The sequence below is a fragment of the Maridesulfovibrio sp. genome (genome assembly GCF_965230075.1).
Classification (GTDB): Bacteria; Desulfobacterota; Desulfovibrionia; order Desulfovibrionales; family Desulfovibrionaceae; genus Maridesulfovibrio.
Genome location: NZ_OZ245945.1, coordinates 1648065 through 1672722, shown reverse-complemented (window position 1 = coordinate 1672722; position 24658 = coordinate 1648065). Strand labels below are relative to the sequence as shown.

Here is a 24658-nt window from a genome sequence, read left to right as displayed (position 1 = left end):
GTAACCGATTTCGAAAACTTTATCTACGTCTTATCTCCACAGAAATTCAGTGTAATCGGCTATCTCTTAACTATTTGCAAATTAACGCCAAAAGAAACATAGCGTACAATTGTCCTGATTTAATAGAACTTCCTACTTATCTTGTGTTCTGCATCGCAGCTATGGGGAAAATCATAAAAAAAGTGCCTCCAACATAATGTCGGAGGCACTTAATTAATTCAGCATAAAGTAGGAAATTATTCCCACTCGATGGTTGCCGGCGGCTTGGAGGAAATATCCAGAACCACGCGGTTAACACCTTTTACCTCGTTGATGATCCTGTTGGACATGCGGGCGAGGATATCGTTGGGGATGCGGGACCAGTCAGCGGTCATTGCATCGATGCTGTCTACGATACGCAGTGCAATGACGTGCTCATAGGTACGGTCATCGCCCATTACACCGACAGTCTTGAGGGGCAGCAGAACAGCGAAACCCTGCCATACCTTGCGGTACCAGCCGGAAGCATGCATTTCGTTCTGTACAATCTTGTCAGCCTGACGCAGGATTTCAAGACGCTCTTCAGTGATTTCACCCAGAACACGGATAGCGAGACCCGGGCCGGGGAAAGGCTGGCGCCAGATAATGAACTCGGGCAGACCCAGTTCGTAGGCAACCTTGCGGACTTCGTCTTTGAAGAGTTCGCGCAGGGGTTCAACCAGATCGAGGTCCATATCTTCGGGCAGTCCGCCAACGTTGTGGTGGGACTTAATGACCGCGGAGGGGCCTTTGAAAGATTCGGACTCGATTACATCGGGGTAAAGAGTACCCTGTGCGAGGAATTTTACATCCTTGAGTGCACCGGCTTCTTCGTTGAAAACATCAATGAAGGTGTAACCGATGAGCTTGCGCTTCTTCTCGGGATCTTCAACGCCTTTGAGCTTGTCGAGGAAGAGGTCTGCGGAATCAACGCATTTAACGTTGAGTTCAAAGTGCTCTTCGAGGAAGCCGATAACTTCTTCACGCTCGTGCATACGCAGCAGGCCGTTATCTACGAAGATGCAGTGCAGACGTTTGCCGATGGCTTTGTGCAGAAGAACAGCAACAACAGTGGAGTCAATACCACCGGAAAGACCGAGCACAACCTGGTTGTCACCGATCTTTTCGCGCATTTCCTCGATGCAGTTCTCAACGAAAGAAGACATGGTCCAGTCAGCTTTGAGGCCTGCAACTTTGAAAACAAAGTTATTGATGATGGTAGTACCGCTCTCGGTGTGTGCCACTTCGGGGTGGAACTGGAGGGCGTACATTTTCTTTTCTTCGTTAGCCATTGCTGCGAAGGGAATGGACTCGGTAGTACCGCAAACCTTGAATCCCTCGGGGATAGCTTCAACGCGGTCACCGTGGCTCATCCATACGGTGAGCTTTTCAATGTCTTCAATTCCTTCAAAAATAGTGCAGCTGGAATCGCCTTTGAAATCCGCACGGCCGTATTCACGGTCTTCGGAAGAAACAACGCGACCACCGAGATCGTTGGTCATGAGCTGCATACCGTAGCAGATACCGAGTACGGGAATGCCCAGCTCCAGCAGAGAAGGATCAAGTTGCGGGGATTCATCTTCCAGGACGGAGGAAGGTCCGCCGGAAAGGATCAGTGCACCGGGCTTGAGATCCTTAATCTTCTGGGGATCAACATTACAGGGGTGAATTTCAGAATATACACCCGCTTCACGGATTCTACGGGCAATCAGCTGAGTAAACTGAGAACCGAAATCCAGAATAATTACTTTATTATCGTGCTGCATGACGACTCCTGATTAATAGGAATCAACCCGGTAGTTGGGTGCTTCCTTGGTAATAATTACATCGTGAACGTGGCTTTCTTTGAAACCGGCGGCAGACATGCGGGTGAACTGTGCTTTTTCAGCCATTTCAGCGATATTAGCACAACCCACATAGCCCATACCGGAACGGAGTCCGCCGATCATCTGGTAGATGCTGTCGGATACGGGTCCTTTGTAAGGAACGCGTCCAACGATTCCTTCGGGAACCAGCTTGTTGGTGTCCTTCTGGAAGTAACGGTCAGAGCTACCCTTCTTCATTGCGTCAATGGAACCCATGCCGCGGTAGAGTTTGTAGCTACGACCCTGATAGAGAACTTTTTCACCGGGGCTTTCATCAGTACCAGCGAACATGGAGCCCATCATTACGGTATTTGCACCCGCAACCAGAGCCTTCACAACATCACCGGAAAACTTGATTCCACCGTCACCGATTACGCAGATGCCGCGTTCCTGACAGGCACGGGCTGCTTCCATGATAGCGGTGATCTGCGGAACACCAACACCTGCAACAACGCGGGTGGTGCAGATGGAACCGGGACCGATACCAACTTTAACAGCGTTTACACCTGCATCGATGAGGGCCATGGCGCCATCGTAAGTTGCGATGTTACCACCGATGATCTGTACATCGGGGTAGCAGGAACGGAGTTCCTTGATTGCTTCAAGGATACCCTTGGAGTGACCGTGTGCGGAATCAAGAGTCAGGAAGTCAACGCCTGCAGCGATCAGTGCGGAGCTGCGCTCCATGAGATCACGGCCAACACCGACAGCGGCACCTACACGGAGGCGGCCCTGAGAGTCTTTGGCTGCATTGGGGTACTTCTTGACCTTATCAATATCCTTAATGGTGATCAGGCCGGTAAGCTTGTTTTCCTCGTCAACAACCAGCAGTTTTTCAATGCGGTTGGTGTGCAGGTGGCGTTTTGCTTCTTCGGAAGAAATGCCTTTCTGCACGGTAACGAGGTTGCGGCTGGTCATCACTTCGGAAATGGGCGCATTGCGGTCGGTGATGAAGCGGACGTCACGGTTGGTGATGATACCTACAAGGTGCTCACCTTTAACAACCGGGAAACCGGAAATTTTAAATTCAGCCATGAGGTCGAGAGCCTTGCCCACAGTGTCATCGGGATGAACCACGATGGGGTCGGTAACCATACCGGACTCGGATTTTTTAACCCTTTCAACTTCACGGACCTGATCGCGTACGCTCATATTTTTATGAACAACGCCGACACCGCCGTGACGGGCCATCTGGATCGCCATCTTGGACTCGGTGACAGTATCCATTGCGGCACTGACCAGTGGGATTCCAAGAGTGATCTCTTCGGTGAGTTTGGCGGATACGTCCACACTATCGGGAAGAACTTCCGAATAGGCGGGCAAAAGCAGAACATCGTCAAAAGTCAGAGCCTGACCTACTACCTTTTCCATATTGCCCTCGCAAAATGATTTGAAATATTAGCTAAAAGAAAAGAGAAATCATTACATATGATTCCTCTCAAAGGCCCGCTCCGGTCGTTTGTTGGCGATCTACCGGGCAGCGGCACCATCAGTTTCTCAGGGGTTTTGGCAGGTTCTTCCCTGCCGGGAGTTTCAATCTTTGATAAACTGATTATATACTTTTTTGTCCCGGACTCAAGGCCGTAACAGAAAAGTTGTTAAAAGTGTTCGGCACCGCATATTTGCAAGGCCGACTTTTGTCAACACTTATGTGTCTCACCACAATGCAAATGCTTTTTTTCACATACACATATCCACCACAACTCAAAGATAATATTAATGAAAAACTAATCCCCCGACATTTCTGCCGGGGGATTTTAATTTATGGAATTAAAGTCCAAGGTATGCTTTTTTGATATCTTCGTTGGCGAGAAGCTTGTCACTGGTATCGGAGAGGATAATTTCTCCATTTTCCATTACATAGCCGCGGTGGGCAGTCTTCAAGGCAAGGTTTGCGTTCTGCTCTACTAAAAAAACAGTGGTGCCGCTTTCCTCGTTAATCTTTTTCACGATCTCGAAGATCTGGCGGATAATAAGTGGTGCGAGACCGAGGGACGGTTCGTCGAGAAGAAGAAGCTTGGGGCGGGCCATGAGCGCACGGGAAATTGCCAGCATCTGCTGTTCTCCACCAGAGAGGTTGCCGCCAAGCTGCTTGCGCCGCTCATAGAGAATAGGAAAAAGCTCGAAGACATGATCCATATCAGCCTTGACCCCGCTCTTGTCGTCACGCAGGAACGCACCCATATCAAGGTTCTCGGTGATAGTCAGGTCCGGGAAAATCAAACGCCCTTCCGGAACTTGTGAAATCCCCATCTTCACGATCTTATCCGGCTTGGTCTTGTGAATCGGCTCTCCGTTGTATAGCACTTCACCGGTGCGAGGCGGGACAACACCGCTGATGGTCATCAGCGTGGTGGTCTTTCCCGCTCCGTTGGCCCCGATAAGGGTGATGATTTCGCCCTGCTCTACCTCGATATTGATATTACGCAGGGCCTGAATATTTCCATAAAAGGTATTTACATTTTTAAGTTTAAGCATCGACGAGTTCCTCCCCGAGATAAGCCTTGATTACAGCGGGGTTCTCGCTGACTTCCTGCGGTGTGCCATGAGCAATTTCACGGCCATATTCCAGAACAAACAAACGGTCTGACAAAGACATGACCATTTTCATATCATGCTCGATGAGCAGGACTGAAATCTTATGCTTATCCTTGATGGAGACGATGAGTTCCTCAAGTTCTGCGGTTTCCTGCGGGTTCATACCTGCTGCCGGTTCATCCAGAAGCAAGATAAATGGATCAGTTGCCAATGCGCGGGCAATTTCCAGCCTGCGCTGCGCACCGTAAGGCAGGTTACGGGCCAATTCGTCCGCAAACTGCTCAAGTCCGAGTTCCTGCAAGAGTTCATAACTCTTAAGGATGGTCTCCTGCTCTTCCCTGCGGGTCCGCGGATCACGGAAGACCGCGCCGAGGAAAGTTGCCTTGGTCCGGCAGTGGCAGCCGATCATGACATTTTCAATAACCGACATGGACGGGAAAAGCCTGATGTTCTGAAATGTACGAGCCATTCCCAGTTCAGTCACCTTATTTGGCTTCATACCGTTGATACGCTTGAAGCCTTCGCCATACGGATCAATATTAACGTCACCCTCAGTAGGATTATATATTCCTGTGATGCAGTTGAAGAAGGTGGTTTTGCCTGCCCCGTTAGGTCCGATAAGAGCGACAATCTCCCCTTCCTTTACATCAAGATCAACATCATCAAGCGCGCGCAGACCGCCGAAATCCTTGCTGACGCCCTTAACCTCGAGAACTGTTCTTCTTTCATTACTCATGGGCGCCACCTAAAGCCTTTTTCACTGCGCTGATATCAATTTTCTTTCGAACATCGCGAACAAGCCCCTGAGGTCTAAAAACCATTACCAGAACCATGGTCGCACCGAAGATGAGCATACGGTATTCAGAAAAGTCCCTCATATATTCCGGAAGCAGGATCAGCACCAGTGCACCGAGGATAACCCCGAGAATGGAGCCCATACCGCCGAGAACAACAATGGACAGAATGATTGCCGATTCAAGGAACGTGAATGATGCCGGGTTAATAAAGGTGGTCTTGGCCGCGAAAACAACGCCAACCATACCGGCCCATGTAGCACCGAGCGAGAAGGCCATCAGTTTGGTCTTCATCTTATCGATACCCATGGCCTGACAAGCAATCTCGTCCTCACGCAGGGCCTGCCATGCACGACCGATACGGGAATTCTTAAGCCTGTTAACCACAAAGATAGTAAATACAACCAGCACCAGCATCAAATAATACATGAAGTTGATCTGAGCCAGAAACCCCTTGGCAAGACCGAAGAATTCAGGACGGGCAATATTAGAAATACCGGACGGGCCATGTGTAAATTCACCCCAGTTTTCCAGCACAAGGCGAATAATCTCACCGAAACCAAGGGTTACGATGGCCAGATAGTCACCACGCAAACGCAAGACCGGAAAACCGAGAATGATACCGCAGATGGCTCCCAATAATGCTCCAAGCGGTAACGCCACCCAGAAGCTGATTCCCCAATACATATTCATAAGAGCGTATGAATACGCACCCACAGCATAGAAAGCCACAAAACCGAGGTCCAGCAAACCGGCCAGACCGACAACAATATTCAAGCCCAGCCCCAACACCACGTAAATGAGTGCGGAGGTCATGACGTTGACCTGATACATTGAAAACAGCTTAGGAAATGCGACAGCAAAACCAGCCACTGCAATTACTGCAGGCCAGTAGAATTTCGGATTAGCCAGCAGCTTGTTAAGAAGCGTGACTTTTTCAACACTGGACTGCTCTTCCGCCTTCCTGCCCTTCTCCTTGCGCTCAAGCATAAACCGCCAGAGAAAGGAAAGGACAAAGGCTGCCGCCCCCACATATAAAACCCGGTCCAAATGCCAGGTAACAGACTTATCAATGGTGTTCACGAAGACCCCCATAATGGGCAGGGTCAAAAACATGAACCACAATGAAGCCAGTATAGATTTTTTCAAGCCTTCCATATTAAAAGATATCCATTTTTATCATTTTCAATCAGCGGGAAGCGATTCCCGCACCATCAGCCTAGCTGTTACACCTTCTGGGTCTTAGCTTTTCCAAGCAGCCCGGAAGGCCTGAAGATGAGGATAAGGACCAGCAATGCGAAGGCGAAAACGTCCTCGTAATCACTGGATACATATCCGGTGCAGAAACTTTCGGTCCAGCCGAGGATAAGGCCGCCCAGCATAGCGCCGGGAATAGAACCGATTCCGCCGAGAACAGCGGCTGTGAAAGCCTTGATACCTGCGATAAATCCAATAAAAAAGTTAATCTGCCCAATATGTGAGGCGATCAAAATACCACCAACGGCCGCAAGCGCGGAACCGATAACAAAGGTGGCTGAAATTACCTGATCAACATTAATACCGACGAGCATGGCCATCTTACGGTTCTGAGCCGTGGCGCGCATGGCCTTACCCATTCTGGTAAACTTGATGAAAAGGTTAAGGGCAACCATGACCACAGCAGCAACGACAATAATAACAAAGTCAGATGAGCCGACCATGGATTCGTATTTCCCGAGAAAATGAAATTCGGGAATCAGGTTGGGGAAGGAAAGGAAATCAGAAGTCTGGGACAGCATCACATAGTTCTGCAGAAAGATGGACATACCGATTGCGGAAATGAGCGGAGAAAGTCTCGGTGCATCACGCAGGGGACGGTAAGCAATCTTTTCAAGGGTAAAACCATATGCAGCTGCGTAGATAATCGCCGCGATAGAGGCCAGAATAATGATGGAAGCCGCGGGAAATCCGAAACTGGTCAGGATTCCTGCAACAACAAGCCCAACAAATGCCCCGATCATATAAATTTCACCGTGGGCAAAGTTGATCAGTTCAATAATACCGTAAACCATGGTGTAACCGAGGGCGATAAGCGCATAAATGCTCCCCCTGGTCAAACCACTGAAAAATAATTCCAGAAAATATTCCATTTGGACCCTGCTGAATCAAGACTCAGGGGACAGGCAAAACACCTGTCCCCTGAACCGGAATTGCTAAAAAAGAAGCTTATTTAACTTCTACGTACTCGCCGTTTTTCACCTGATAAACAGAAAAACCTACACCGATCGCATCACCTTTGGCATCGAACTTAATCTTACCAACAGGAGTTTCAACTTCGTTGGTGCGCAGAGCTTCAACGATTTTTTCGTAATCAGTGGACTTGGCGTATTCAATAGCCTTGAGCAGGGCCAGAGCTGCGGAGTATGCTTCAAAATAGAAAGCACCGGGTTCAGCGCCGTAGTGGGAATCTTTGTACTGTTTGAGGGCAACCTTATACATAGGGTTACCGGTAATGTCCTGAGGACCGGTAGCGTATACGCCTTCAGCAGCGTCGCCAGCGATGTCGATAAAAGTCTGAGCCTTAACACCGTCGTCGGAGAGGAAGGGGATGGTCATTTTCTTTTTACGCATCTGGGAAACAACCTTGGATGCTTCAGGATGGTAACCACCGAAGATAACGCCGTCAGCGCCGGAAGCCTTCACTTTCTGCACAACTGCAGAATAGTCAACAGCACCGGGGGTTACGCCTTCGAAAAGAACAGCTTTTACGCCTGCTTCTTCGAGATATTTCTTGGTCCACTCAGCAAAGCCTTTACCGTAGTCGCCCTTGTCATGGATGATAGCAGGCTTTTTGAGGCCGAGCTTTTCAATAGCGAATTTGCAAGCCAGTGCGCCCTGAGCATCGTCAGAAGCAATGGTTCTGAAAAAGTTGGGGTAGTTGCCGCTCAAGGTAAGCGCGGGGTTGGTTGCGGAAGGAGACATGCAGACCAGATTAGAATCCTTATAGATAGGAAGAGCTGCTTTGGTCGGGCCGGAACAAATGTGGCCGAGAACAACATTTACCTGATCGGAAAGAAGTTTCATGGCCGCGTTGGTGGCGAATTCAGGTTTGCACTGGTCATCCTGAAGGGAAAGCACAACCTGCTCACCATTCACACCGCCGGACTCGTTGATAGCCTTAACAACAAGCTTGGCAGCTTCAACAGTAGGAAGGCCGTAGGAAGCGAGGTCGCCACTATGGGCACCGGGAACACCGAGAACAATTTTGCCTGCTGCTGCAGAACCGAAACTACCGATGGTCATCATAGCTGCGACCAACAGAACCAGCAATGAACGTTTCATCATAACACTCCTTGACTGCGTTGATTTGGGCCGTTCGAGCCCGGTTACCGTATTCACCTGCGTAACAACTCGTGATTCGCCACAAGAAGAAAACGTGAATAACCCTATCATGTTAATACAGCTGTTGAAAACAACTGACTACGAGAATTCATTGATAAATCCCGCTTGATGTCCAAATCCGGCAAGACGGACATGCTAGAATTGCGGGAAAATCAATTTGTCTTGAGTATTAAGTACCCGGCATTGAGCAAACTTGTCAATGTTTGGCTGAAAATCACGAATAAAGTAAGCCAAATTCACCTGCTCGTAAAAAAATAGTCTGTTTCTCTACTATTTTCACGGCTTAAAAAATACAATATTCGGAGTAAATACTCACTGCTTGCTTTTTGAGCAAAATTACAACCAGCCAGACTGCAAACACAAAAAAAGGGAACCCGTTTTTTACGGATTCCCTTTTTTGCTTATTATTTACCAAAACTATTGCTCAGCGTGAGCGTCCCGTTTCAGTTCCTCTTCAGCACGTTTTCTCATTTCGTCTGAAGATTTGGGATTGTCTATTATCTGCTTCAGCTGAGCATCAGCCTCTTCATGCTTATGCAGATAATATTTTTTCACAACGGCGGCATTAAACAGCGCCATGGAATCGTCAGGATTGATAGCCACAATCTTATCAAAAGCCTCAGCTGCCTTATCGAACTGTTCAGCCTGATAAAAACACATGCCCAGTCCCATCAGGGCCTGCACATTTTCCGGCTCAACACTGACCACTTTTTCAAAGAAAGTCTGAGCGCGCCCATAAGCCCGAATCATCATAAAGGAGTTGGCAAGCTCAAGCTGGATTTCCATGTTATCCGGCTCCTTGCCCAAACGCTCCATAAGTTCTCGTACATGTTTCATGGCATCTTCGCTCATGCCGCCCATACCACCGGGCATTCCGCCGCCTTTGCTCTGCTGCTGGAATTCAACCTTATTGCCGGGATGGCTCATGCGGTATGTAAGAGATGAAACAAACAATGCAACAAGAGCTAAGCCCAGCAACCAGACGACAGCTTTCTGTCCTCCGCTGAGGGTAAAGTCTTTGATAGATTTACTGGTCATTATCGAGCATCTCCATCTGCCTGATACGGCGGTCCATGGATGCCCCCTTAGCCGCTATAAATGCCAGATAACCGGCAATAACGGCCCAAACAGCAACATTAGCAATCAGAAGATATGTTTCACTGTTCATTATATATGTACTCCTCGCCTCCGGCGGCTTAAACAATCTAAAAAGGGTTTAAGAATCCTAAACTTTTTCAGTAAAGGCTTGCCGCATCGTATGGCAGTTTAGTCATTTAATATTTAATCTTGGTCCCAGACCATTTTTGCATCGAGCTGACCGGAAAGCCTTACCTGACGGTAACGCACCAGCAGCAGGACCAGCCAGAACAGACCGAATGCAGCCAGATTAACCAGCAAAGTGGTCAACATTTCAGGCTCCATTCCGCCGCCCTTAGCACCGATTACGTTGGGGTGCACACTTCTCCAGAGTCGCGCAGAGTAAAAAACGAGAGGGACATCTACAAATGCGACAACTCCGAGAACAGCACAGACAAGGGAACGACGTTCAGCCGACATGGGTGAAGTCCTGAGCACGAGATAAGCAGCATAAACGAACCACATAATTAATGTAGTGGTCAGCCGCGGGTCCCATGTCCACCAGACGTTCCATGCCGCCCTGCCCCAAATGGAACCGGTTACAAGAGCCAAACCGCTGAAAACAACTCCGATCTCAGCTGCTGCTCCGGCAATGTAATCAAACTTTATATCACGTTTCAGCAAATACGCAGCACTTGCGAGAAAAACCACGAAAAAACTAATCATGGCCCAAGCCGCCATTGGCATGTGGACATAAAAGATCTTCTGAACCAGCCCCATGGTCATTTCAATAGGTGCATACATCCAGATTAGATACTGTCCGGCACACAGTGCTACACCAGCCAGCAGTGCTGCGATTGCAAGGTTCATTTATAAACTCCGTAAACTATATTAAACGGCCAGCCTACTGCTCGCCGCTGTATACAAAAGGAAAAAGGATCAGGCCTGCACCACTGAACAGAGCCGAGGCAGATACAATAATACCCATCCACGAACTCTCATCCATAAGGTTAACTCCGGAAAATACCGAAGTCATCAATTGTATCGCCCCCAGCAGAATGGGCAGCATCAAGGGGAAAAGAATCACTGAAAGCAGAGATTCCCGTGCAGCCTGCCCTTGAGAGATTGCACCTAGCAATGCTCCAAGAGCAACCAGTCCCCAGTCCGCAGCCAGCAGGGTTGCAGCAAAAACCGCAAATGAACCCTTCATATCCTGACCGAGAAATACAATTGTAGCCGGAAGAAATACAAGCTGAGAACAAAGCAACAGCCCGAATCCTGCAAGGCCTTTTCCGAACCAGACAGCATGCAATGGAACAGGCGATGAAAGCAGTCCCAAACGCGCTTCGTTTGATTCTTCCATTGAAAACAAAGTATTGAAAACCAAAACCAGCCCGAAGGAAGATGCCAGCCAGAAGATGGCTGAAGCTGCCTGCGGTTCAACCAACTGCCCTGCCGGACGCGACAAGCTGAACACAAAGATCAGCAGTAATCCGAGAAGAACAGCCTGAGTCAAACCTTGGCCCCCGCCAATGGAAAGGCGCAGGTCCTTGGCCGCAATTGCCAGTCCACGCTTAAGCATTCTCCCCTCCCAATACGGTTTCAGGGTCGAATTCAGAAGCAACGCCAAGGTAAGCCATTTTGCGTCCAGCCAATCCGAGAACCCGGTCGGCCAAAGCAGCATCATGGTTCACATCATGGCTGATCCAGACAATAGCGGTTCCGCGGTCACGCATGGCGACAACCTCATCACGCAATAAAGTGAGTGAAGCCTGATCAAGCCCTGTTCCCGGCTCATCCAGAAAAAGCAGATCCGGATTTACAAGGAAAACACGTGCCAGATTCAAACGCTGAGCCATACCGCGTGAATAAGAACCGGCCTGTTCTTCGGCTGCACGTTCCAGTCCGACCCGTTTCAGCAGAGCCATCAGCTCTTCGCGAGAAGGGGACAAACCGTACATGGAAGCCCAGAATGAAAGGTTCGCCACCCCGCTGAGACGCGGATAAATAAAGGTGGAATGCCCGAGATAAGCGGTCTTTTCCGGCTCAGTCAAAATCTCCGCAGCCCCGGCCGAAGGCCTTGAAAGCCCGGACATGATCTTGAGCAGGGTTGTTTTGCCCGCACCGTTGCGCCCTACCACGAGAAGAATCTCCCCGCGGAGAACATCACAACTGACATCCTTGAAAATCAGCCTCGTCCCAAAAAACTTGGCTGCTTTTCTAACCTTAAGCGCAATACTTTCATTCTCAGCCACTTGAGCCCGCCTAAGTAAGTTTCGGTTTTCTAAAAGCCATGAATCCAAACAGGCACATCAAAGTACCTCCGATCCAGAGCCAGTTAATAAGCGGATTAAGGCTCAACTTAAATGTGGCATTGCCCTCAGCATCCACACTCAACAATGTTGCATATATTTCGCTGCCGAGGCTGGGGATAACCGAAACTTCAGCAAAAGGCTGATCAAAGTTACGGTAGAGCCTACGCTCAGGAGCGAGCAGACCGACAGGCTTACCGTTCTCAGTAACTTCCACGAGTGCGGTAATCTTTGCCATTTCGGGAGTCTGGCCTTCGGTCAGTTTTTTATAAGTCATTGTGTATGTTCCGAGCTGGACGCTTTCGCCCTGCTTTATCACATACTGATGTTCGATTTTATTAGGTCCGGACCAGGCCACACCGAGGAATACAAGCGCAACACCGAAATGTAAGCCGTAAACACCGATCATGGAGCGGACTTTACGCAGCTGCGGGATGAAGGCGAAAACGCCGAGAATTCCCACCAGAGAAGCGATAGCCGCAGCACTGGTAATCAGTCCTAGAGGATTGTGCAGACCGAAGGCGTAACTGGTAACACCGCCGAGAATAAAAGCACCTCCGACCAGATACAAGCCCCATTTATTAAAGATACCCTCTTTCCAGTTATACCAAGGGCAAACTGTAAAGATGAGAATGATCAAGCTAAACAAGGGCAGACAAACCCGGTTATAGAACCGAGCATCAAGGCCGATTGGGTTCGCGCTCCACATCTTGCTGATTACCGGCCACATGGTTCCAAGTCCGACCACAAGGCCGAGACCGAGGAATGCCCATGCTGCAATAACCAGCATGCCCTGCCTGCTGTTCAAACCTGAAAGGGTTCTGAACTCAGGACGGGGACCGGCAAAAAGCACAGCCAGCATGATACCGAGAAAAGCAAGCTGAAACAGCAGCAACGGCAGGCCGACTCCATTCTCACCATAAGCATGCAGGGACTGTACTACTCCGGAACGCACCAGATAGGTAGCAAAGATACAGAGCAGCAGAGTCAGGCTCATGAGGAAAACGTTAGTCCGCTGAAGAGCCTTACGCTTAATTTGAATAATGGCTGTATGCATGAATGCGGAAGCACTGAGCCACGGGATGAGGGATGCGTTTTCAACGGGGTCCCATGCCCAGTAGCCGCCCCAGCCCAGTTCCATGTAAGACCACCAGCAACCGAGAACGATTCCGGCAGTCAGGAAAATCCAGGCCAGAATGTTCCAGTTACGACAGAAGGAAACCCAGGATTTGAACTCACCAGCAAGATATGCCGCAAGAGCCAGAGCTGCTGGGCTTGTAAAACCTGCATAACCGAGGAAAAGCAGCGGCGGATGAAAAATCATACCGGGGTTACGGAGCAGAGGGTTCAGACCGCGTCCGTCCGCAGGGGTGGGCACAAGTTCCATAAAAGGATTGGACCAGCTAGTCAGCAGGAGCAGGAAAAAAGCCTGCACCGCCATAAAAAATAGCCAGTAGTAAAGCCTTGTTTTTTCAGAAAATTCCTTAAAAAGAGGAAGTCTCGAAAAGATAACACCCATAATCGCAATGGAAAGCATCCAGAAAAGCAGGGAACCGTCGGCTCCGGCCCAGAATGCTGTAAGCGTATAGAAAATGGGAAGGGTATTATCTACGTATTCATAAATGTATTTGAATGAATAATCCCTGTTAACAAGGCCGATGGTCAGAATAATGCTTGAGCCTGTAACCAGACCGGCAATGACCATGTTCGCCTTATCAATCAGATCCAGCACGCTGCGCTTGCCCGTGAGCAGGGCCAAGCATGCATAAGCACCCGCCCCCAACGCCGCAAGAAGGGCGATGAGGAGCAAAAGGTTAGCAAATAGCTGCATATTATATTTACTCCATAACGGATAAAATCTTTATAAAAACGGGAACTTCAAAGCAAAATCTTTGAAGAGCAACCGCAGGGATCAACCCTCGCGATTTTCCTTTTCGTACTTGGACGGACACTTGGTAATCAGGGAAGTTGCCTTGAACATCTTATGTCCACCGACAAAATTACCTTCCACAATAACCTCGACCCCTTCCTTGAACGTATCAGGGACGGCACCGCTGTAATCAACGCGGATAGTCTGGGTATTTTCCTTCTGATCTGTAAGATCAAAAGCAACCCCGAGCCCACCAGCTTTAGACTCAATATTCTGAGGCGCAACCTTGCCGAACAGCCTTGCCTGTCCAAGCTCAGACTCTTCCATGGCAAGTGCCTCTGAAACATTAAGAAAATACACGCTGTCCTGAGAAATACCTGAGTAAATCAGGTAGCCCAGTCCACCGAGAAAAAGGATCAAGGCGGCAATATAAACGCCTTTTCCACCTTTCTTGGCCATCTCGTACTCCGTTTTATTTCGAAACGTCAGCGGAATCATCTTCCTTGCTGACGACCAGTTCTTTTCTTCTCCTGCGGGCAAGTTCACGCATGTCCACGACCTGATCGGTCTCGTCCACGATCTCGCTACCAAGGATCTCTTCCATAACATCTTCAAGGGTTACAACCCCTGACATTCCACCGTACTCGTCAAGCACCACAAAAAGATGCATGCGGCTTTCGAGGAATTTTACCAGAAGCTTATCCAGCGTGATGTTTTCCAGTGCAAAACGGACCGGTTTCATCAGTTCAGAAAGCTTCACATCGTCATGGTCATCCGCAAGCGCTTCAAAAACAGAACGCCTGTAAATAACGCCGACAATGTCTTCAGGATCATCTCCTTCATAAACAGGAATACGGCTGTGCGGCCATGCACTGTACTTGGCATGAGCCTCGGCTACGGTCATCTCAGCAGGAAGAGAGAACACAACAGTCCGGGGGGTCATAATTTGCTCAACAATCTTGTCGTCCAACGACAGGATGTTAGCAATTGAGAGGGCTTCATACGGTTTAATCGCCCCGGATCTCCTGGTCAGGCTGACCATAGCACGTATATCTTCTTCCGTGGCCTGCGGTCCTTCACAGCTCTTGTTTCTATTCACAAGGCGAGAGAAAATACCGCAGATCCAGATAACCGGAAGGAATATCCAAATCAAAATCTCCATGGGCCGGGCCAATACCCGTCCCAGAGGTTCACAATAAAGAACGCCTATAGTCTTAGGCAGAATTTCAGAAAGAATAAGAATGACAATAGTGAAGCCAAGCGTGAACCAAGGCAGGGTTTCCGCACCGTAAACAGAGGCCCAAGCAGCACCTGCAAAAGCGGCACCGGCAGTATGGGCAACGGTATTGAGGGTCAGGATTGCAGTAATAGGCCGGTCCACATTGGCGCGCAGTTTATGCAGAATCGCCCCGGACTTGTGTCCTTCCTTACGCAGGGTTTCAATCCTGCTCCACGGAAAGGAATAAAAAACGGCTTCACTGACAGAACAGTAAGCGGAAATAAGTGTGGCTACACTAACGGAAAGTATTAATTCCAGCATTAATTTTTGAGTTAAAGTTATTAAATGACGCCATCCGGCATCTATTTGATACTGGCATCAGTATCAGAAGGCAGATAGTGGCGCAATAAAAATAGGAAGGCCCAAAGCCTTAATCCCTACGATTTTGCTACAAAATAAATTCATAAGATAAAATTAGCAAGAGTTCAAACGGTTAGAGCGAAAAAAATAATCATTACTCCCCCATTCAAAACACCCTAAAAAGGCATTGACCTTTTGAGTTTCGCCATTAAAATATGCGCGCGATGACAAAAACAAATCATAAAGTAATATTCAGACTCAGCGCCCTTGGGGACGTAGTCCTGACCACTGGAGTAATCGAGTATTGGGCCCGAAAGTACAACTGCACCTTCACCTTTATTACCAAAACGTCCAGCAGCCCTGTATTAGAAAATAATCCTCATATCAAAAATGTCATCAGCCTTGATAAAAAAGACCTTGGCGATCTAGCATGGGTAAAAAAGGCCGGACAAATTGCTGCCGAGTATGAAGGTTGCGAACTCATCGACCTGCACTCCACCTTGCGGTCAAGAATTCTCAGCTCTCGCTGGAAGGGCAAGGTCTCACGATATAACAAATTTTCCCTTGAACGCCGTATGTTCAAGCTGACCCGCTCCGCCAAGCTGAACAACAAGCTTTCTGAGCTGCGGGTCACTCAGCGCTACGCTTCAGCCCTTGAAGAAGATATCCCGGCAGCATCTGAACTGCTGCCTCATATCTATCTGAATGAGGATGAAAGAAAGACCGCACAGACACTGGTCGATGAACACGACTTGGGTCAGGATTTCATCACCCTGCACCCCTACGCCACCCATCCGGACAAAGCATGGCCAGAAGAGAGCTGGAACACACTTATTGAAAAACTGGATGAGGCCAACATAAAATGGACCATCATCGGACTTGACGACAATATTTTCGAACCCAAGCAGTCAGGCTGCAATTTCACCAGCCAATTACAGCTACGTGAAACATGTGCACTGCTGGAGAAATCAACATTGCTGATCACCGGAGATTCTGGCCCCATGCATCTTTCCGCAGCTGTAGGAACCCCGGTAATCACCATGTTCGGCCCCACTTCCAAGGCTTGGGGATTCCACCCCGCCGGACCGCGAGATGTTGTTCTGGAATCTGATATGGATTGTCGCCCCTGCTCACTGCACGGCAAGAGCAATTGCAAAAAGGACCGGGAATGTCTTAGAAAAATCACCCCGGGAGATGTGTTTGAGAAAATACAGGACCTGATGCGCTAACGCGCTTTTAAGAATGAACGAAGTTCGCCTCCGGCGACTTAAACCCTTTTTGATAAAAGGGTTTAAGAATCCCAAAAACTTTTGTTAGGGCTTCGCCGTTGCTAGCTCCAAAACTTTGCCAGTCCATCTGTATGTTCTGCCATACACTTGGCAACAGCTTTCGGGACCAGCCCAGTGACATCCGCACCTTTTTTCCACTCTTCACGAACCAATGTGGAACTGATTACAAAATCAAAATCTCCGATAATGTAAATCGACTTTCCGCCCTTTATTTGCCAGACATTCTGGCCGGTTTCAGTCAAATCAGGGAAAATACGTTTAAGTTCATGAGACATTGCCCCGTGGTCAGCTTCTGCCCGACTTACCGCAACAACATTGGCTAACTCTGGAATCTCCTGCCAATCCTTCCAAGTGGTAAAAGTCTCCAGCGAATCCTGCCCCATAATAAAGTAAAGCTCAGCATCAGGATAACGGCGCGCTGCCTCGCGCAGAGTGTCGATAGTATATGTGGGACCGTCTGCAGAAATATCAATATCGCTGATATCCAAACCGGAACAGCCCTGCACCGCCTTTTCTACCAGCTCATAACGCAATGCTGCAGGAAGCATTTCGCCCTGTTCTTTATGATAGGGATTACCCGCCGGAACAAACAGAACCTTATCAAGCCCGAGTCGCGTCCGCACCCCTTCTGCAACATCAATATGTGTCATGTGAACAGGGTTAAAGCTTCCACCGAAAAGACCAATTTTCATATTTCAAACCTAAAAAAATTCCCGGCAAAAGAAGAACTCTTTTACCGGGACTAATTTACTCAATTAAATTCTAGTTACGGACATCCCAATTGCCAAGCAGTACAAACTTTGTGCTGGTAAGCTCAGTTGCGCCCATGGGGCCGTATGAATGGAGTTTGGAGGTGGAAATACCGATCTCCGCACCAAGTCCGAGCTGACCGCCATCATTGAAACGGGTGGAAGCGTTAATACCTACCATGGAGGCATCCACTTCACGGATAAAACGCATAGCCCGGTCATGGTTCTTGGTCAGGATTACCTCGCTATGGTTAGAGCCATAACGGGAAATATGATCCTGTGCTTCGTCTTGAGTGGAGACCACTTTCACGCAGAGAATCAGGTCCAGATATTCCATACCCCAGTCATCAAAATCAGCGGCAATAGCCTTGGGTCCCAGCAAAGGCATGGCCCGGGGGCAGCCCTTCAAGGTTACACCGGAAGCGCTGAGCAGAGTTCCGAGCGAGGGAAGAATCTCCTTGGCAATATCTTCGTGAACAAGCAGGCACTCAAGGGAGTTACATGCTGCGGGCTTCTGGGTCTTGGCATTCTTGATGATGTCCATAGCCTCAGGAATTTCACAATCCTTGTCCACGTATATGTGACATACACCCTTGTAGTGCTTAAGTACGGGCATAGTTGCCTGTGAAACAACCGCACGAATCAGCCCTTCTCCGCCACGGGGAATGACTACGTCGATGTATTCATCCAGCTTAAGCAGTTCGCTCACAGCTTCACGGTCAGTCACCTCCACAACCTGTACTGCTTCAGCAGGAAGATCCGCTTTCCCAAGGGCCTTCTGCAACAAGGAAGCAAGTGCTAGGTTGGAGTGGATAGCCTCTGAGCCACCACGCAGAATTACTGCGTTGCCGGCCTTAAGACAAAGCACGGCAGCATCAACTGTAACATTGGGGCGAGACTCAAAAATCATCATAATTACGCCGAGTGGTATGCGCATTTTGCCAACCATCATGCCATTGGGTCGACGTTCCATCTTCTCAATTTCGCCAACAGGATCAGCCTGTCCGGCAACCTCGTTGCAGCCCTGAATCATATAGTCAAGAACCGCAGGGGTAATTTCCAGACGCTGCAAACGGGCCTGATCAAGACCTCGCTCTTTTGCTGCATCAAGATCTTTCTTGTTTTCTGCAAAAATAAATTCTTTTTCCTGCTCCAGCAAAGCAGCCAGCTCGATGATGGCTGCGTTCCTTGCGGTGCCGTCGGCACAGGCGATTTTTCGGGAAGCTTCCTTGGCCTTGGAGGCCAAAGCTTTCATTGCTTCAGAATGGCTCATTATTCCACCTCAAAAACATTTATATTGACTGAAATATCATTTTTTCCGCCGATTGATTCTTTTTGGCTACTAAGGATATTGCAAAAAAGTCAACTACCATTTACCAATGATAGCCATCGGCAAGGGGTTTTGTTGAAAAATATGTGAAATTATTTTTTCTTTTTTTGTCATCTTTTTCAACCACTTTAGCATTAAGTCAACATTTACGGGATGTTATTTTAAGCTTTCGCTTTTGACCTTTTTGTCAGACTGCATTATATAGCGCACTTCAACTTTGTATAAAATTTTCATGGAGGCTTTCCTTTAAAATGGAAGAACAAAACAACACACAGGACATTCTGAATCAGGTTCACGAATCCACTCCCGACACCCTGCACCCTATCCTCGACTACATCATTAAGAATGGAAAGATGATTGCAGCAGGTGTAGCAGCAATTATTCTTATCGCCGGTGGAATCTCCGGGTTCAAATATATGAACCAGCAGAAACTGATCAAGGCCCAGAGCGAAATGGGAACCATCCTGATCAAGTACAGCGGAGCAAAACAGGCCGATGCGCTGGCTGCTTTTGAAAAAGATGCTCCTGCATCCATGAAGCCCGCAGTACAGCTTGCCCTTGCCAAGGCATGGATGGACGCTGGACACTATGCTGATGCAAAAACCGTATGGGCTGCTATTGCCAAGACATCTCCCAAGCTCTCAGCTGTTTCCGGTCTCGGGCAGGCTAAATGCCTGATGCTCGAAGACAAAGCAGGTGAAGCTGTTACTGTTCTTCAGAAACTGAAAGAGAGCGTAGACGCAGTTTACGCAGCATCCATCAACAGACTGCTGGGCGAAGCTGCTGAAAAAGCAGGAAACATCCAGGTTGCAATACAGGCTTACCAGGGATTGATGACCAGCTCTCCCCAGGAAGCTTCTTTCTTTGAGTTCAAAATCAAGGAACTCAAGGCTAAACTCTAAATTTAACACAGGCTGATCATAAGTGTACGACTGTACACGAAAAGCCACAGAACGGGGCTCCGGCATTAACCGTAGGGGCCGGATCCCCGCTGAGACTACCCAGTCGTGCGTTTGTGAACATTCTGTTAACCCCATGACCTAAGGAGCACATTCATGGCTCACCCACTTCTCAAGGACAGTCCGGGCATGAAAAAGCTGCTTCTCGGCAATGAAGCCATTGTCAGAGGCGCAATTGAAGCCGGTATCCAGGTAGTGACCTGCTACCCCGGCACCCCCTCCTCCGAAGTTCCGGACACTTTCTTCCGCCTTTCCCCTGAAGGCGACTTCACTTTTGAATACTCGGTCAATGAAAAGGTCGCACTGGAAGTTGGCGGCGGCGCCACTCTCGCAGGTGCAATGACCCTGACCACCATGAAGCATGTCGGCGTAAACGTTGCTGCCGATCCGCTCATGACTCTGGCCTACACCGGCACCCCCGGCGGTATGGTTCTGCTTTCCGCAGACGATCCCGGATGCCACTCCAGCCAGAACGAACAGGACAACCGCTACTATGCTCGCCTTGCCGGCATGCCCTGCCTTGAGCCTTCTACAGCTCAGGAAGCAAAAGACATGACCCGCGACGCACTGAACATGTCCCGCGAAATGTCCGCTCCGTTCCTGCTGCGCACCACCACCCGCGTCAACCACCTTCGTGGTCCGGTTGAATACGGTGAAATCACCAAGCTTGCTCCGGCTGAAGGATTCAAAAAGAATCCCGCTCAGTTCGTACCAATTCCGGCTTTCGCCCGCAGAATGCACGTAGACCTTCTCGAAAAACTCGAAAAACTGCGTGAAATGGCGGAGACATCCAAGTACAACAAAATTTCCGGTAATGGGAAAATCGGTATCGTAGCTTCCGGTATCTGTAGAGCTTATCTCGCAGATGCACTGGCTGATACCGGCCTTGCCGACAAATTTAAAATTCTTGAGCTGGGCTTCACTTATCCGCTGCCCACCAAGATGCTCACCGACTTCATATCTTCCGTAGAGAAAGTCGTTGTTCTGGAAGAACTTGAGCCTTTCCTTGAGAACGAACTCAGGGTTCTGGCCCAGAAGAACTCCATTGCAGTAGAAGTAATCGGTAAAGATAACGCCTTGCTGCCGCTCAACGATGAATACTCCACCCTGAACATCACCGCGATTATCCGCGAAGTTCTGGGCATGGAAATTGAGAAGATCGAAAACTGTCCCGCAGAAGAGGGACTGCCCATGCGTCCGCCGAACCTCTGCGCCGGCTGTACCCACCGTGCCGCTTACTACGCAGTGAAAAAGGTTTTCGGTCCCGACGCAGTCTGTTCTTCCGACATCGGCTGCTACACTCTCGGTATCCTGCCTCCGCTTAATGCTGCTGACTTCCTGCTTTGCATGGGTTCCTCCATCTCAGCAGGTTCCGGAGCTGCAAGAGCCGCAGGTCAGACTGTTGTCGGCTTCATCGGCGACTCCACCTTCTTCCATTCCGGTATCACCGGACTGGTTAACGCGGTTTTCAACCAGCACGATATCCTGCTGGTCGTCCTTGACAACTCCACCACCGCCATGACGGGGCACCAGCCCCACCCCGGCGTTGAGACCACTGCACTGGGTTCCAACCCTGCGCAGGTCGACATCGAGTCCATCGTCAAGGGTTGCGGCGTTAACGAAATCCGTACCGTGAACCCGCTGAACCAGAAAGCCCTCACCAAAGACCTTGAAGATCTGAAGGCTATGAAAGGCGTGCGTGTCCTTATCGCTAAGGCCCCCTGTCCTCTCTTCGCCCGCAGAACCCTCAAAAAAGCACCCGGACAGACAGCTTACGTAGCTAATCAGACTGACGAAGTGCTCAAGGTGATGGAAGAACTGGCCTGCCCCGCTTTTGAAAAGACTGCGGAAGGCGTTGAAATCAACGAAATCCTTTGTTCCGGTTGTATGCTCTGCCTGCAACTGACTAAAGATATTAAAGCCCGGAAAAGGAGCAGCTAATGAGTAATAGGTTGCGTATATTCATGACCGGGGTCGGCGGACAGGGCACCCTGACAGCCACCAACCTCCTCGCACAGGCGGTTCTTGACTGCGGTATTGATGTCACTGCCGGCGAAATTCACGGAATGGCCCAGCGCGGCGGTGTTGTTGAATCAGCACTGCTTATCGGACTGGCCTCCCCTAAAATCGGACACGGCGAAGCAGACGTAATCCTCGGCTTTGAGCCTCTGGAAACCCTGCGCGCCCTGCCTTACCTCAAACCCGGCGGCACAGTGCTTTCCAGCACCGAATACGTTCCGCCTCTTTCCGTATGCACCGGAAAAGCAGAAAACACTCCCCTTGAAATTATCAAGGAAAAGGTTGATACCTGCGCCGGAAAAGCATACTACCTCCCCTGCCAGTCACTCGGCCTTGAGGCCGGAGCTGTGCAGAGCGGTAACATTGCCCTGCTCGGAGCTCTCTGTGCCACAGGATGCATTCCCCTTAAACCGGAACAATTGGCTGAAACAATCAAATCAGCCATGAAACCGAAAATTGCGGATATCAACCTGAAGGCTCTGGAACTCGGAGTAAAGGCAGTATCATAAGTAAACAAATCGACAGCCGCATGTTATCATGCGGCTGTCGACTTTAAAGAACAGTATACCAGATCGGGAGGATACTCCCGATGCGCCAAACAAAATTTTAGGCCGGAACCACGGAGCAAGTACGCTCCGGCAAAGCTGAAATCTAAAAACAGCCTGGACGGCATGAGTAAAGAAATGACTAGAAACGGACTGACGGAACGAGTGGACAATATCTATCTTTCAACTTTGAGTGAAATTCTTGATTCTGTAGCTCCCCATCACGATTTGGAACCCAGCCTCAATGCTATTCTTGAAGTTCTGTCCAAAGACCTCCACTTCCCGCGTGCATTCCTGGCCATTATGGACCCGGAATCGGAAAAGCTGAAGCTTTCCATTACCCACAGCCCAGCAAAAGACTACACTGCCACTTACGCACCGGGCAAAGGCGTTGTGGGTAAAGTATACGAGACGGGTGAATCTGTAATCATCCCCAGAATGTCTGATGATGATCAGATGCTCAATAAAGCATTCAACAGGTCTGAGGAAGAGCAGAGAGGACTTTCCTTCATCTGCGTCCCTGTAATAAGGACTGACTCCGACGGCAATCAGGAAGTTATCGGCGCGCTGAGCGTTGACTCCCCCATTCTGCCCATGGATGACCTGCACGAGCATAAACATTTCCTTGAGGTGGTAGCGGCCCTTATTTCCAATCAGGTATCACGCTTACAGGAAGAAATGTCCCTGCAGGCCCAGATGCTTTCTCAGGGCATGATGCCCGGTGCGGTGGATGTTCCCCCGCCGGCTGACTTCGTGGCTACTTCCAAGAGCATGAAGCAGGTACTGAGGCAGGCCCGTCAGGTCGGCCCCAGCCGAGCAACAGCCCTGCTGCGCGGTGAATCCGGAACCGGTAAGGAACTCCTTGCCGAAGCTATCCATTCATGCAGCCCCAGAAGGGAAAAACCGCTGGTAAAACTCAACTGCGCGGCCCTGCCTGCGGAACTGGTTGAAAGCGAACTTTTCGGACACCAGAAAGGTGCATTCACCGGTGCTTACCAGAACAAACGCGGTCTCTTTGAAATCGCCAACAACGGTACACTCTTCCTCGATGAAATCGGTGAACTTTCCCTTGATGCACAGGCCAAGGTACTGCGCGCCATTCAGGAAAAGGAAATCCAGCGGGTCGGCTCCGAGCAGCCCATTGCTGTTGATGTCCGCCTGATCTGCGCGACCCACCAGCCCTTGGAGCAACTGCTGCGTGACGGCAAATTCAGGGAAGACCTTTTCTACCGCATCAACGTCTTTCCCGTCTTTATCCCTCCTTTACGCGAACGTCGTGAGGACATTCTGCCGCTGGCCGAAAAATTCCTCGACATGTTCTCCGGGGAATACAACAAGGAAATCAAGCGTATCTCCAGCCCTGCAATCGATCTCTTCACCCAGTATCACTGGCCGGGGAACGTACGTGAGCTGAAGAACTGCATTGAACGTGCAGTACTCATCTGCGAGGAAGAGGTAATCAGGACTTACCACCTGCCCCCGACCCTGCAGACAGCAGAATCCACCGCTACTGATACCTCCCTTTCCTTTGGTGAAGCTGTGGCAAAGTTTGAACAGGAACTGCTGGTTGATTCCCTGAAAAAGGCACGCGGCAACATGCTGCAGGCCGCCAGAGACCTGCGTGTAAGTTACCGTATCGTCAACTACAAGGTTAAAAAATACAATATTGACGTCAAGAAATACGCAGGCGCGAAAAAGAAAAAATAAAACATGCAAGTTTTGAAGCACGCCGCAAAAGGTACTTTTAAGCCTTTCCTTTGCGCAGCTTTAAGTCTGCTGGCATTGATTATTACAGGTTGTTCCGGTGCTAAAAAAGCACCGGAGCAACCTTTTATCATTCCGTTTGATTCCGACCATATTACCACCAGAAAAACCATTTCTGTATCGACAGCCTTAGCCCCTGACGGCAGCTCGGACCGGAATTTCAAAACCATAACCCACCAGCACTACTACTTTGAAAGCAAAAACTGCACAGCTGAAGTAAGGATGCTCCTGAACCGCAAGGCCACAGTAGACATGCCTGAAATCGGGGACTGGTCAACCGTATCCATCGGCAACTGCTTGAGTGATGAGCAAGGCGTAAAATGCTACACAGCGCACATCGACTGCCATCTGGTACGTATGACCTTCATTCCCACCGGAAAACGCAGTCTCGCTGTTATCAGGGTTCGCAACCGGGCCCGCGAGCCGCAGGAACTATGCAAACGATGGGACCCGTACAATCTTACTCCCGACCAGCAGGAAGAAGTGGAAACTTTCAATCAGACTTCAGATTCATTGTTTAAATTTAAATAAAAAAACTCCGACCAAAGGCCGGAGTTTTTTTATTAGTG

23 protein-coding genes are annotated in these 24658 nt (G+C 49.4%); 6 read left to right on the top strand and 17 right to left on the bottom strand.

What is annotated here, in order from left to right; all coding sequences use genetic code 11:
* Nucleotides 1–236 precede the first annotated feature (236 nt).
* The 15 genes from guaA to ACO05Z_RS07470 form a co-directional block, all read right to left on the bottom strand.
* Nucleotides 237–1784: a glutamine-hydrolyzing GMP synthase gene (gene guaA, locus ACO05Z_RS07540; RefSeq protein ID WP_421901554.1), complete on the bottom strand. Its 1548-nt coding sequence runs from the start codon at nucleotides 1782–1784 to the stop codon at nucleotides 237–239.
* Between the two features lie 12 nt (nucleotides 1785–1796).
* Nucleotides 1797–3254, bottom strand: a complete 1458-nt coding sequence (gene guaB, locus ACO05Z_RS07535) for an IMP dehydrogenase (RefSeq protein ID WP_421901553.1) — start codon at nucleotides 3252–3254, stop codon at nucleotides 1797–1799.
* A 399-nt stretch (nucleotides 3255–3653) separates the two neighbouring features.
* Nucleotides 3654–4361 (bottom strand): ABC transporter ATP-binding protein, encoded by a 708-nt coding sequence (locus tag ACO05Z_RS07530; protein WP_421901552.1) that lies wholly within the window; start codon nucleotides 4359–4361, stop codon nucleotides 3654–3656.
* Nucleotides 4354–5157 (bottom strand): ABC transporter ATP-binding protein, encoded by an 804-nt coding sequence (locus ACO05Z_RS07525; protein ID WP_421901551.1) that lies wholly within the window; start codon nucleotides 5155–5157, stop codon nucleotides 4354–4356. The genes ACO05Z_RS07530 and ACO05Z_RS07525 overlap by 8 nt, the downstream gene beginning before the upstream one ends.
* Nucleotides 5150–6373: an ABC transporter permease subunit gene (locus ACO05Z_RS07520; protein WP_421901550.1), complete on the bottom strand. Its 1224-nt coding sequence runs from the start codon at nucleotides 6371–6373 to the stop codon at nucleotides 5150–5152. The genes ACO05Z_RS07525 and ACO05Z_RS07520 overlap by 8 nt, the downstream gene beginning before the upstream one ends.
* Nucleotides 6374–6441: 68 nt before the next feature.
* Complete coding sequence (locus ACO05Z_RS07515; protein WP_421901549.1) at nucleotides 6442–7344, bottom strand: branched-chain amino acid ABC transporter permease; 903 nt, start codon at nucleotides 7342–7344, stop codon at nucleotides 6442–6444.
* A 76-nt stretch (nucleotides 7345–7420) separates the two neighbouring features.
* Entirely contained in the window at nucleotides 7421–8536 is a 1116-nt protein-coding gene (locus ACO05Z_RS07510) for a branched-chain amino acid ABC transporter substrate-binding protein (RefSeq protein ID WP_421901548.1), read from the bottom strand.
* A 477-nt stretch (nucleotides 8537–9013) separates the two neighbouring features.
* A complete protein-coding gene (locus ACO05Z_RS07505; RefSeq protein ID WP_421901547.1) occupies nucleotides 9014–9634 on the bottom strand; it encodes a tetratricopeptide repeat protein in 621 nt (206 codons plus the stop codon).
* The gene (locus ACO05Z_RS07500; protein WP_421901546.1) at nucleotides 9624–9764 is read right to left on the bottom strand and encodes a CcmD family protein; all 141 of its coding nucleotides are present in this window, start codon (nucleotides 9762–9764) and stop codon (nucleotides 9624–9626) included. The genes ACO05Z_RS07505 and ACO05Z_RS07500 overlap by 11 nt, the downstream gene beginning before the upstream one ends.
* Nucleotides 9765–9877: 113 nt before the next feature.
* On the bottom strand, nucleotides 9878–10543 hold the full coding sequence (gene ccsA, locus ACO05Z_RS07495) for a cytochrome c biogenesis protein CcsA (RefSeq protein WP_421901545.1): 666 nt from the start codon (nucleotides 10541–10543) through the stop codon (nucleotides 9878–9880).
* A gap of 34 nt (nucleotides 10544–10577) precedes the next feature.
* Nucleotides 10578–11255 (bottom strand): heme exporter protein CcmB, encoded by a 678-nt coding sequence (locus tag ACO05Z_RS07490; protein WP_421901544.1) that lies wholly within the window; start codon nucleotides 11253–11255, stop codon nucleotides 10578–10580.
* On the bottom strand, nucleotides 11248–11928 hold the full coding sequence (locus tag ACO05Z_RS07485; RefSeq protein ID WP_421901543.1) for an ABC transporter ATP-binding protein: 681 nt from the start codon (nucleotides 11926–11928) through the stop codon (nucleotides 11248–11250). The genes ACO05Z_RS07490 and ACO05Z_RS07485 overlap by 8 nt, the downstream gene beginning before the upstream one ends.
* 10 nt (nucleotides 11929–11938) lie before the next feature.
* The gene (locus ACO05Z_RS07480; protein ID WP_421901542.1) at nucleotides 11939–13816 is read right to left on the bottom strand and encodes a heme lyase CcmF/NrfE family subunit; all 1878 of its coding nucleotides are present in this window, start codon (nucleotides 13814–13816) and stop codon (nucleotides 11939–11941) included.
* A gap of 81 nt (nucleotides 13817–13897) precedes the next feature.
* Entirely contained in the window at nucleotides 13898–14314 is a 417-nt protein-coding gene (locus ACO05Z_RS07475; protein ID WP_421901541.1) for a cytochrome c maturation protein CcmE, read from the bottom strand.
* A 13-nt stretch (nucleotides 14315–14327) separates the two neighbouring features.
* The gene (locus tag ACO05Z_RS07470; RefSeq protein WP_421901540.1) at nucleotides 14328–15395 is read right to left on the bottom strand and encodes a hemolysin family protein; all 1068 of its coding nucleotides are present in this window, start codon (nucleotides 15393–15395) and stop codon (nucleotides 14328–14330) included.
* A gap of 263 nt (nucleotides 15396–15658) precedes the next feature.
* Between ACO05Z_RS07470 and ACO05Z_RS07465 the strand changes: the two genes are divergently transcribed.
* Nucleotides 15659–16663 carry a glycosyltransferase family 9 protein gene (locus ACO05Z_RS07465; RefSeq protein ID WP_421901539.1) on the top strand — a complete coding sequence of 335 codons (1005 nt, stop codon included), beginning with the start codon at nucleotides 15659–15661 and terminating at the stop codon, nucleotides 16661–16663.
* A 101-nt stretch (nucleotides 16664–16764) separates the two neighbouring features.
* Here the strand turns inward: ACO05Z_RS07465 and nadD are convergent, their stop codons facing one another.
* Together nadD and ACO05Z_RS07455 are read right to left on the bottom strand one after the other, a co-directional pair.
* Nucleotides 16765–17415 carry a nicotinate-nucleotide adenylyltransferase gene (nadD, locus tag ACO05Z_RS07460; protein WP_421901538.1) on the bottom strand — a complete coding sequence of 217 codons (651 nt, stop codon included), beginning with the start codon at nucleotides 17413–17415 and terminating at the stop codon, nucleotides 16765–16767.
* Nucleotides 17416–17485: 70 nt separating this feature from the next.
* Entirely contained in the window at nucleotides 17486–18745 is a 1260-nt protein-coding gene (locus ACO05Z_RS07455) for a glutamate-5-semialdehyde dehydrogenase (protein WP_421901537.1), read from the bottom strand.
* Nucleotides 18746–19053: 308 nt separating this feature from the next.
* Between ACO05Z_RS07455 and ACO05Z_RS07450 the strand changes: the two genes are divergently transcribed.
* The 5 genes from ACO05Z_RS07450 to ACO05Z_RS07430 all read left to right on the top strand — a co-directional run bounded on the left by ACO05Z_RS07450 (nucleotide 19054) and on the right by ACO05Z_RS07430 (nucleotide 24620).
* A complete protein-coding gene (locus tag ACO05Z_RS07450) occupies nucleotides 19054–19704 on the top strand; it encodes a tetratricopeptide repeat protein (protein WP_421901536.1) in 651 nt (216 codons plus the stop codon).
* Nucleotides 19705–19857: 153 nt separating this feature from the next.
* Entirely contained in the window at nucleotides 19858–21702 is a 1845-nt protein-coding gene (gene iorA / locus ACO05Z_RS07445) for an indolepyruvate ferredoxin oxidoreductase subunit alpha (protein WP_421901535.1), read from the top strand.
* Complete coding sequence (locus ACO05Z_RS07440; protein ID WP_421901534.1) at nucleotides 21702–22289, top strand: indolepyruvate oxidoreductase subunit beta; 588 nt, start codon at nucleotides 21702–21704, stop codon at nucleotides 22287–22289. Before iorA ends, ACO05Z_RS07440 begins: the two co-directional genes overlap by 1 nt.
* A gap of 174 nt (nucleotides 22290–22463) precedes the next feature.
* Complete coding sequence (locus ACO05Z_RS07435; protein WP_421901533.1) at nucleotides 22464–24032, top strand: sigma 54-interacting transcriptional regulator; 1569 nt, start codon at nucleotides 22464–22466, stop codon at nucleotides 24030–24032.
* 3 nt (nucleotides 24033–24035) lie between these two features.
* Entirely contained in the window at nucleotides 24036–24620 is a 585-nt protein-coding gene (locus ACO05Z_RS07430; RefSeq protein ID WP_421901532.1) for a hypothetical protein, read from the top strand.
* The last annotated feature ends 38 nt before the right edge of the window (nucleotides 24621–24658 follow it).

What these genes read in the sequence shown, in the direction of transcription:
- guaA (WP_421901554.1), bottom strand. Translation starts at nt 1,784, where the DNA reads ATGCAGCACGATAATAAAGTAATTATTCTGGATTTCGGTTCTCAGTTT.
- guaB (WP_421901553.1), bottom strand. Translation starts at nt 3,254, where the DNA reads ATGGAAAAGGTAGTAGGTCAGGCTCTGACTTTTGACGATGTTCTGCTT.
- ACO05Z_RS07530 (WP_421901552.1), bottom strand. Translation starts at nt 4,361, where the DNA reads ATGCTTAAACTTAAAAATGTAAATACCTTTTATGGAAATATTCAGGCC.
- ACO05Z_RS07525 (WP_421901551.1), bottom strand. Translation starts at nt 5,157, where the DNA reads ATGAGTAATGAAAGAAGAACAGTTCTCGAGGTTAAGGGCGTCAGCAAG.
- ACO05Z_RS07520 (WP_421901550.1), bottom strand. Translation starts at nt 6,373, where the DNA reads ATGGAAGGCTTGAAAAAATCTATACTGGCTTCATTGTGGTTCATGTTT.
- ACO05Z_RS07515 (WP_421901549.1), bottom strand. Translation starts at nt 7,344, where the DNA reads ATGGAATATTTTCTGGAATTATTTTTCAGTGGTTTGACCAGGGGGAGC.
- ACO05Z_RS07510 (WP_421901548.1), bottom strand. Translation starts at nt 8,536, where the DNA reads ATGAAACGTTCATTGCTGGTTCTGTTGGTCGCAGCTATGATGACCATC.
- ACO05Z_RS07505 (WP_421901547.1), bottom strand. Translation starts at nt 9,634, where the DNA reads ATGACCAGTAAATCTATCAAAGACTTTACCCTCAGCGGAGGACAGAAA.
- ACO05Z_RS07500 (WP_421901546.1), bottom strand. Translation starts at nt 9,764, where the DNA reads ATGAACAGTGAAACATATCTTCTGATTGCTAATGTTGCTGTTTGGGCC.
- ccsA (WP_421901545.1), bottom strand. Translation starts at nt 10,543, where the DNA reads ATGAACCTTGCAATCGCAGCACTGCTGGCTGGTGTAGCACTGTGTGCC.
- ACO05Z_RS07490 (WP_421901544.1), bottom strand. Translation starts at nt 11,255, where the DNA reads ATGCTTAAGCGTGGACTGGCAATTGCGGCCAAGGACCTGCGCCTTTCC.
- ACO05Z_RS07480 (WP_421901542.1), bottom strand. Translation starts at nt 13,816, where the DNA reads ATGCAGCTATTTGCTAACCTTTTGCTCCTCATCGCCCTTCTTGCGGCG.
- ACO05Z_RS07475 (WP_421901541.1), bottom strand. Translation starts at nt 14,314, where the DNA reads ATGGCCAAGAAAGGTGGAAAAGGCGTTTATATTGCCGCCTTGATCCTT.
- ACO05Z_RS07470 (WP_421901540.1), bottom strand. Translation starts at nt 15,395, where the DNA reads ATGCTGGAATTAATACTTTCCGTTAGTGTAGCCACACTTATTTCCGCT.
- ACO05Z_RS07465 (WP_421901539.1), top strand. Translation starts at nt 15,659, where the DNA reads ATGACAAAAACAAATCATAAAGTAATATTCAGACTCAGCGCCCTTGGG.
- nadD (WP_421901538.1), bottom strand. Translation starts at nt 17,415, where the DNA reads ATGAAAATTGGTCTTTTCGGTGGAAGCTTTAACCCTGTTCACATGACA.
- ACO05Z_RS07455 (WP_421901537.1), bottom strand. Translation starts at nt 18,745, where the DNA reads ATGAGCCATTCTGAAGCAATGAAAGCTTTGGCCTCCAAGGCCAAGGAA.
- ACO05Z_RS07450 (WP_421901536.1), top strand. Translation starts at nt 19,054, where the DNA reads ATGGAAGAACAAAACAACACACAGGACATTCTGAATCAGGTTCACGAA.
- iorA (WP_421901535.1), top strand. Translation starts at nt 19,858, where the DNA reads ATGGCTCACCCACTTCTCAAGGACAGTCCGGGCATGAAAAAGCTGCTT.
- ACO05Z_RS07440 (WP_421901534.1), top strand. Translation starts at nt 21,702, where the DNA reads ATGAGTAATAGGTTGCGTATATTCATGACCGGGGTCGGCGGACAGGGC.
- ACO05Z_RS07435 (WP_421901533.1), top strand. Translation starts at nt 22,464, where the DNA reads ATGACTAGAAACGGACTGACGGAACGAGTGGACAATATCTATCTTTCA.
- ACO05Z_RS07430 (WP_421901532.1), top strand. Translation starts at nt 24,036, where the DNA reads ATGCAAGTTTTGAAGCACGCCGCAAAAGGTACTTTTAAGCCTTTCCTT.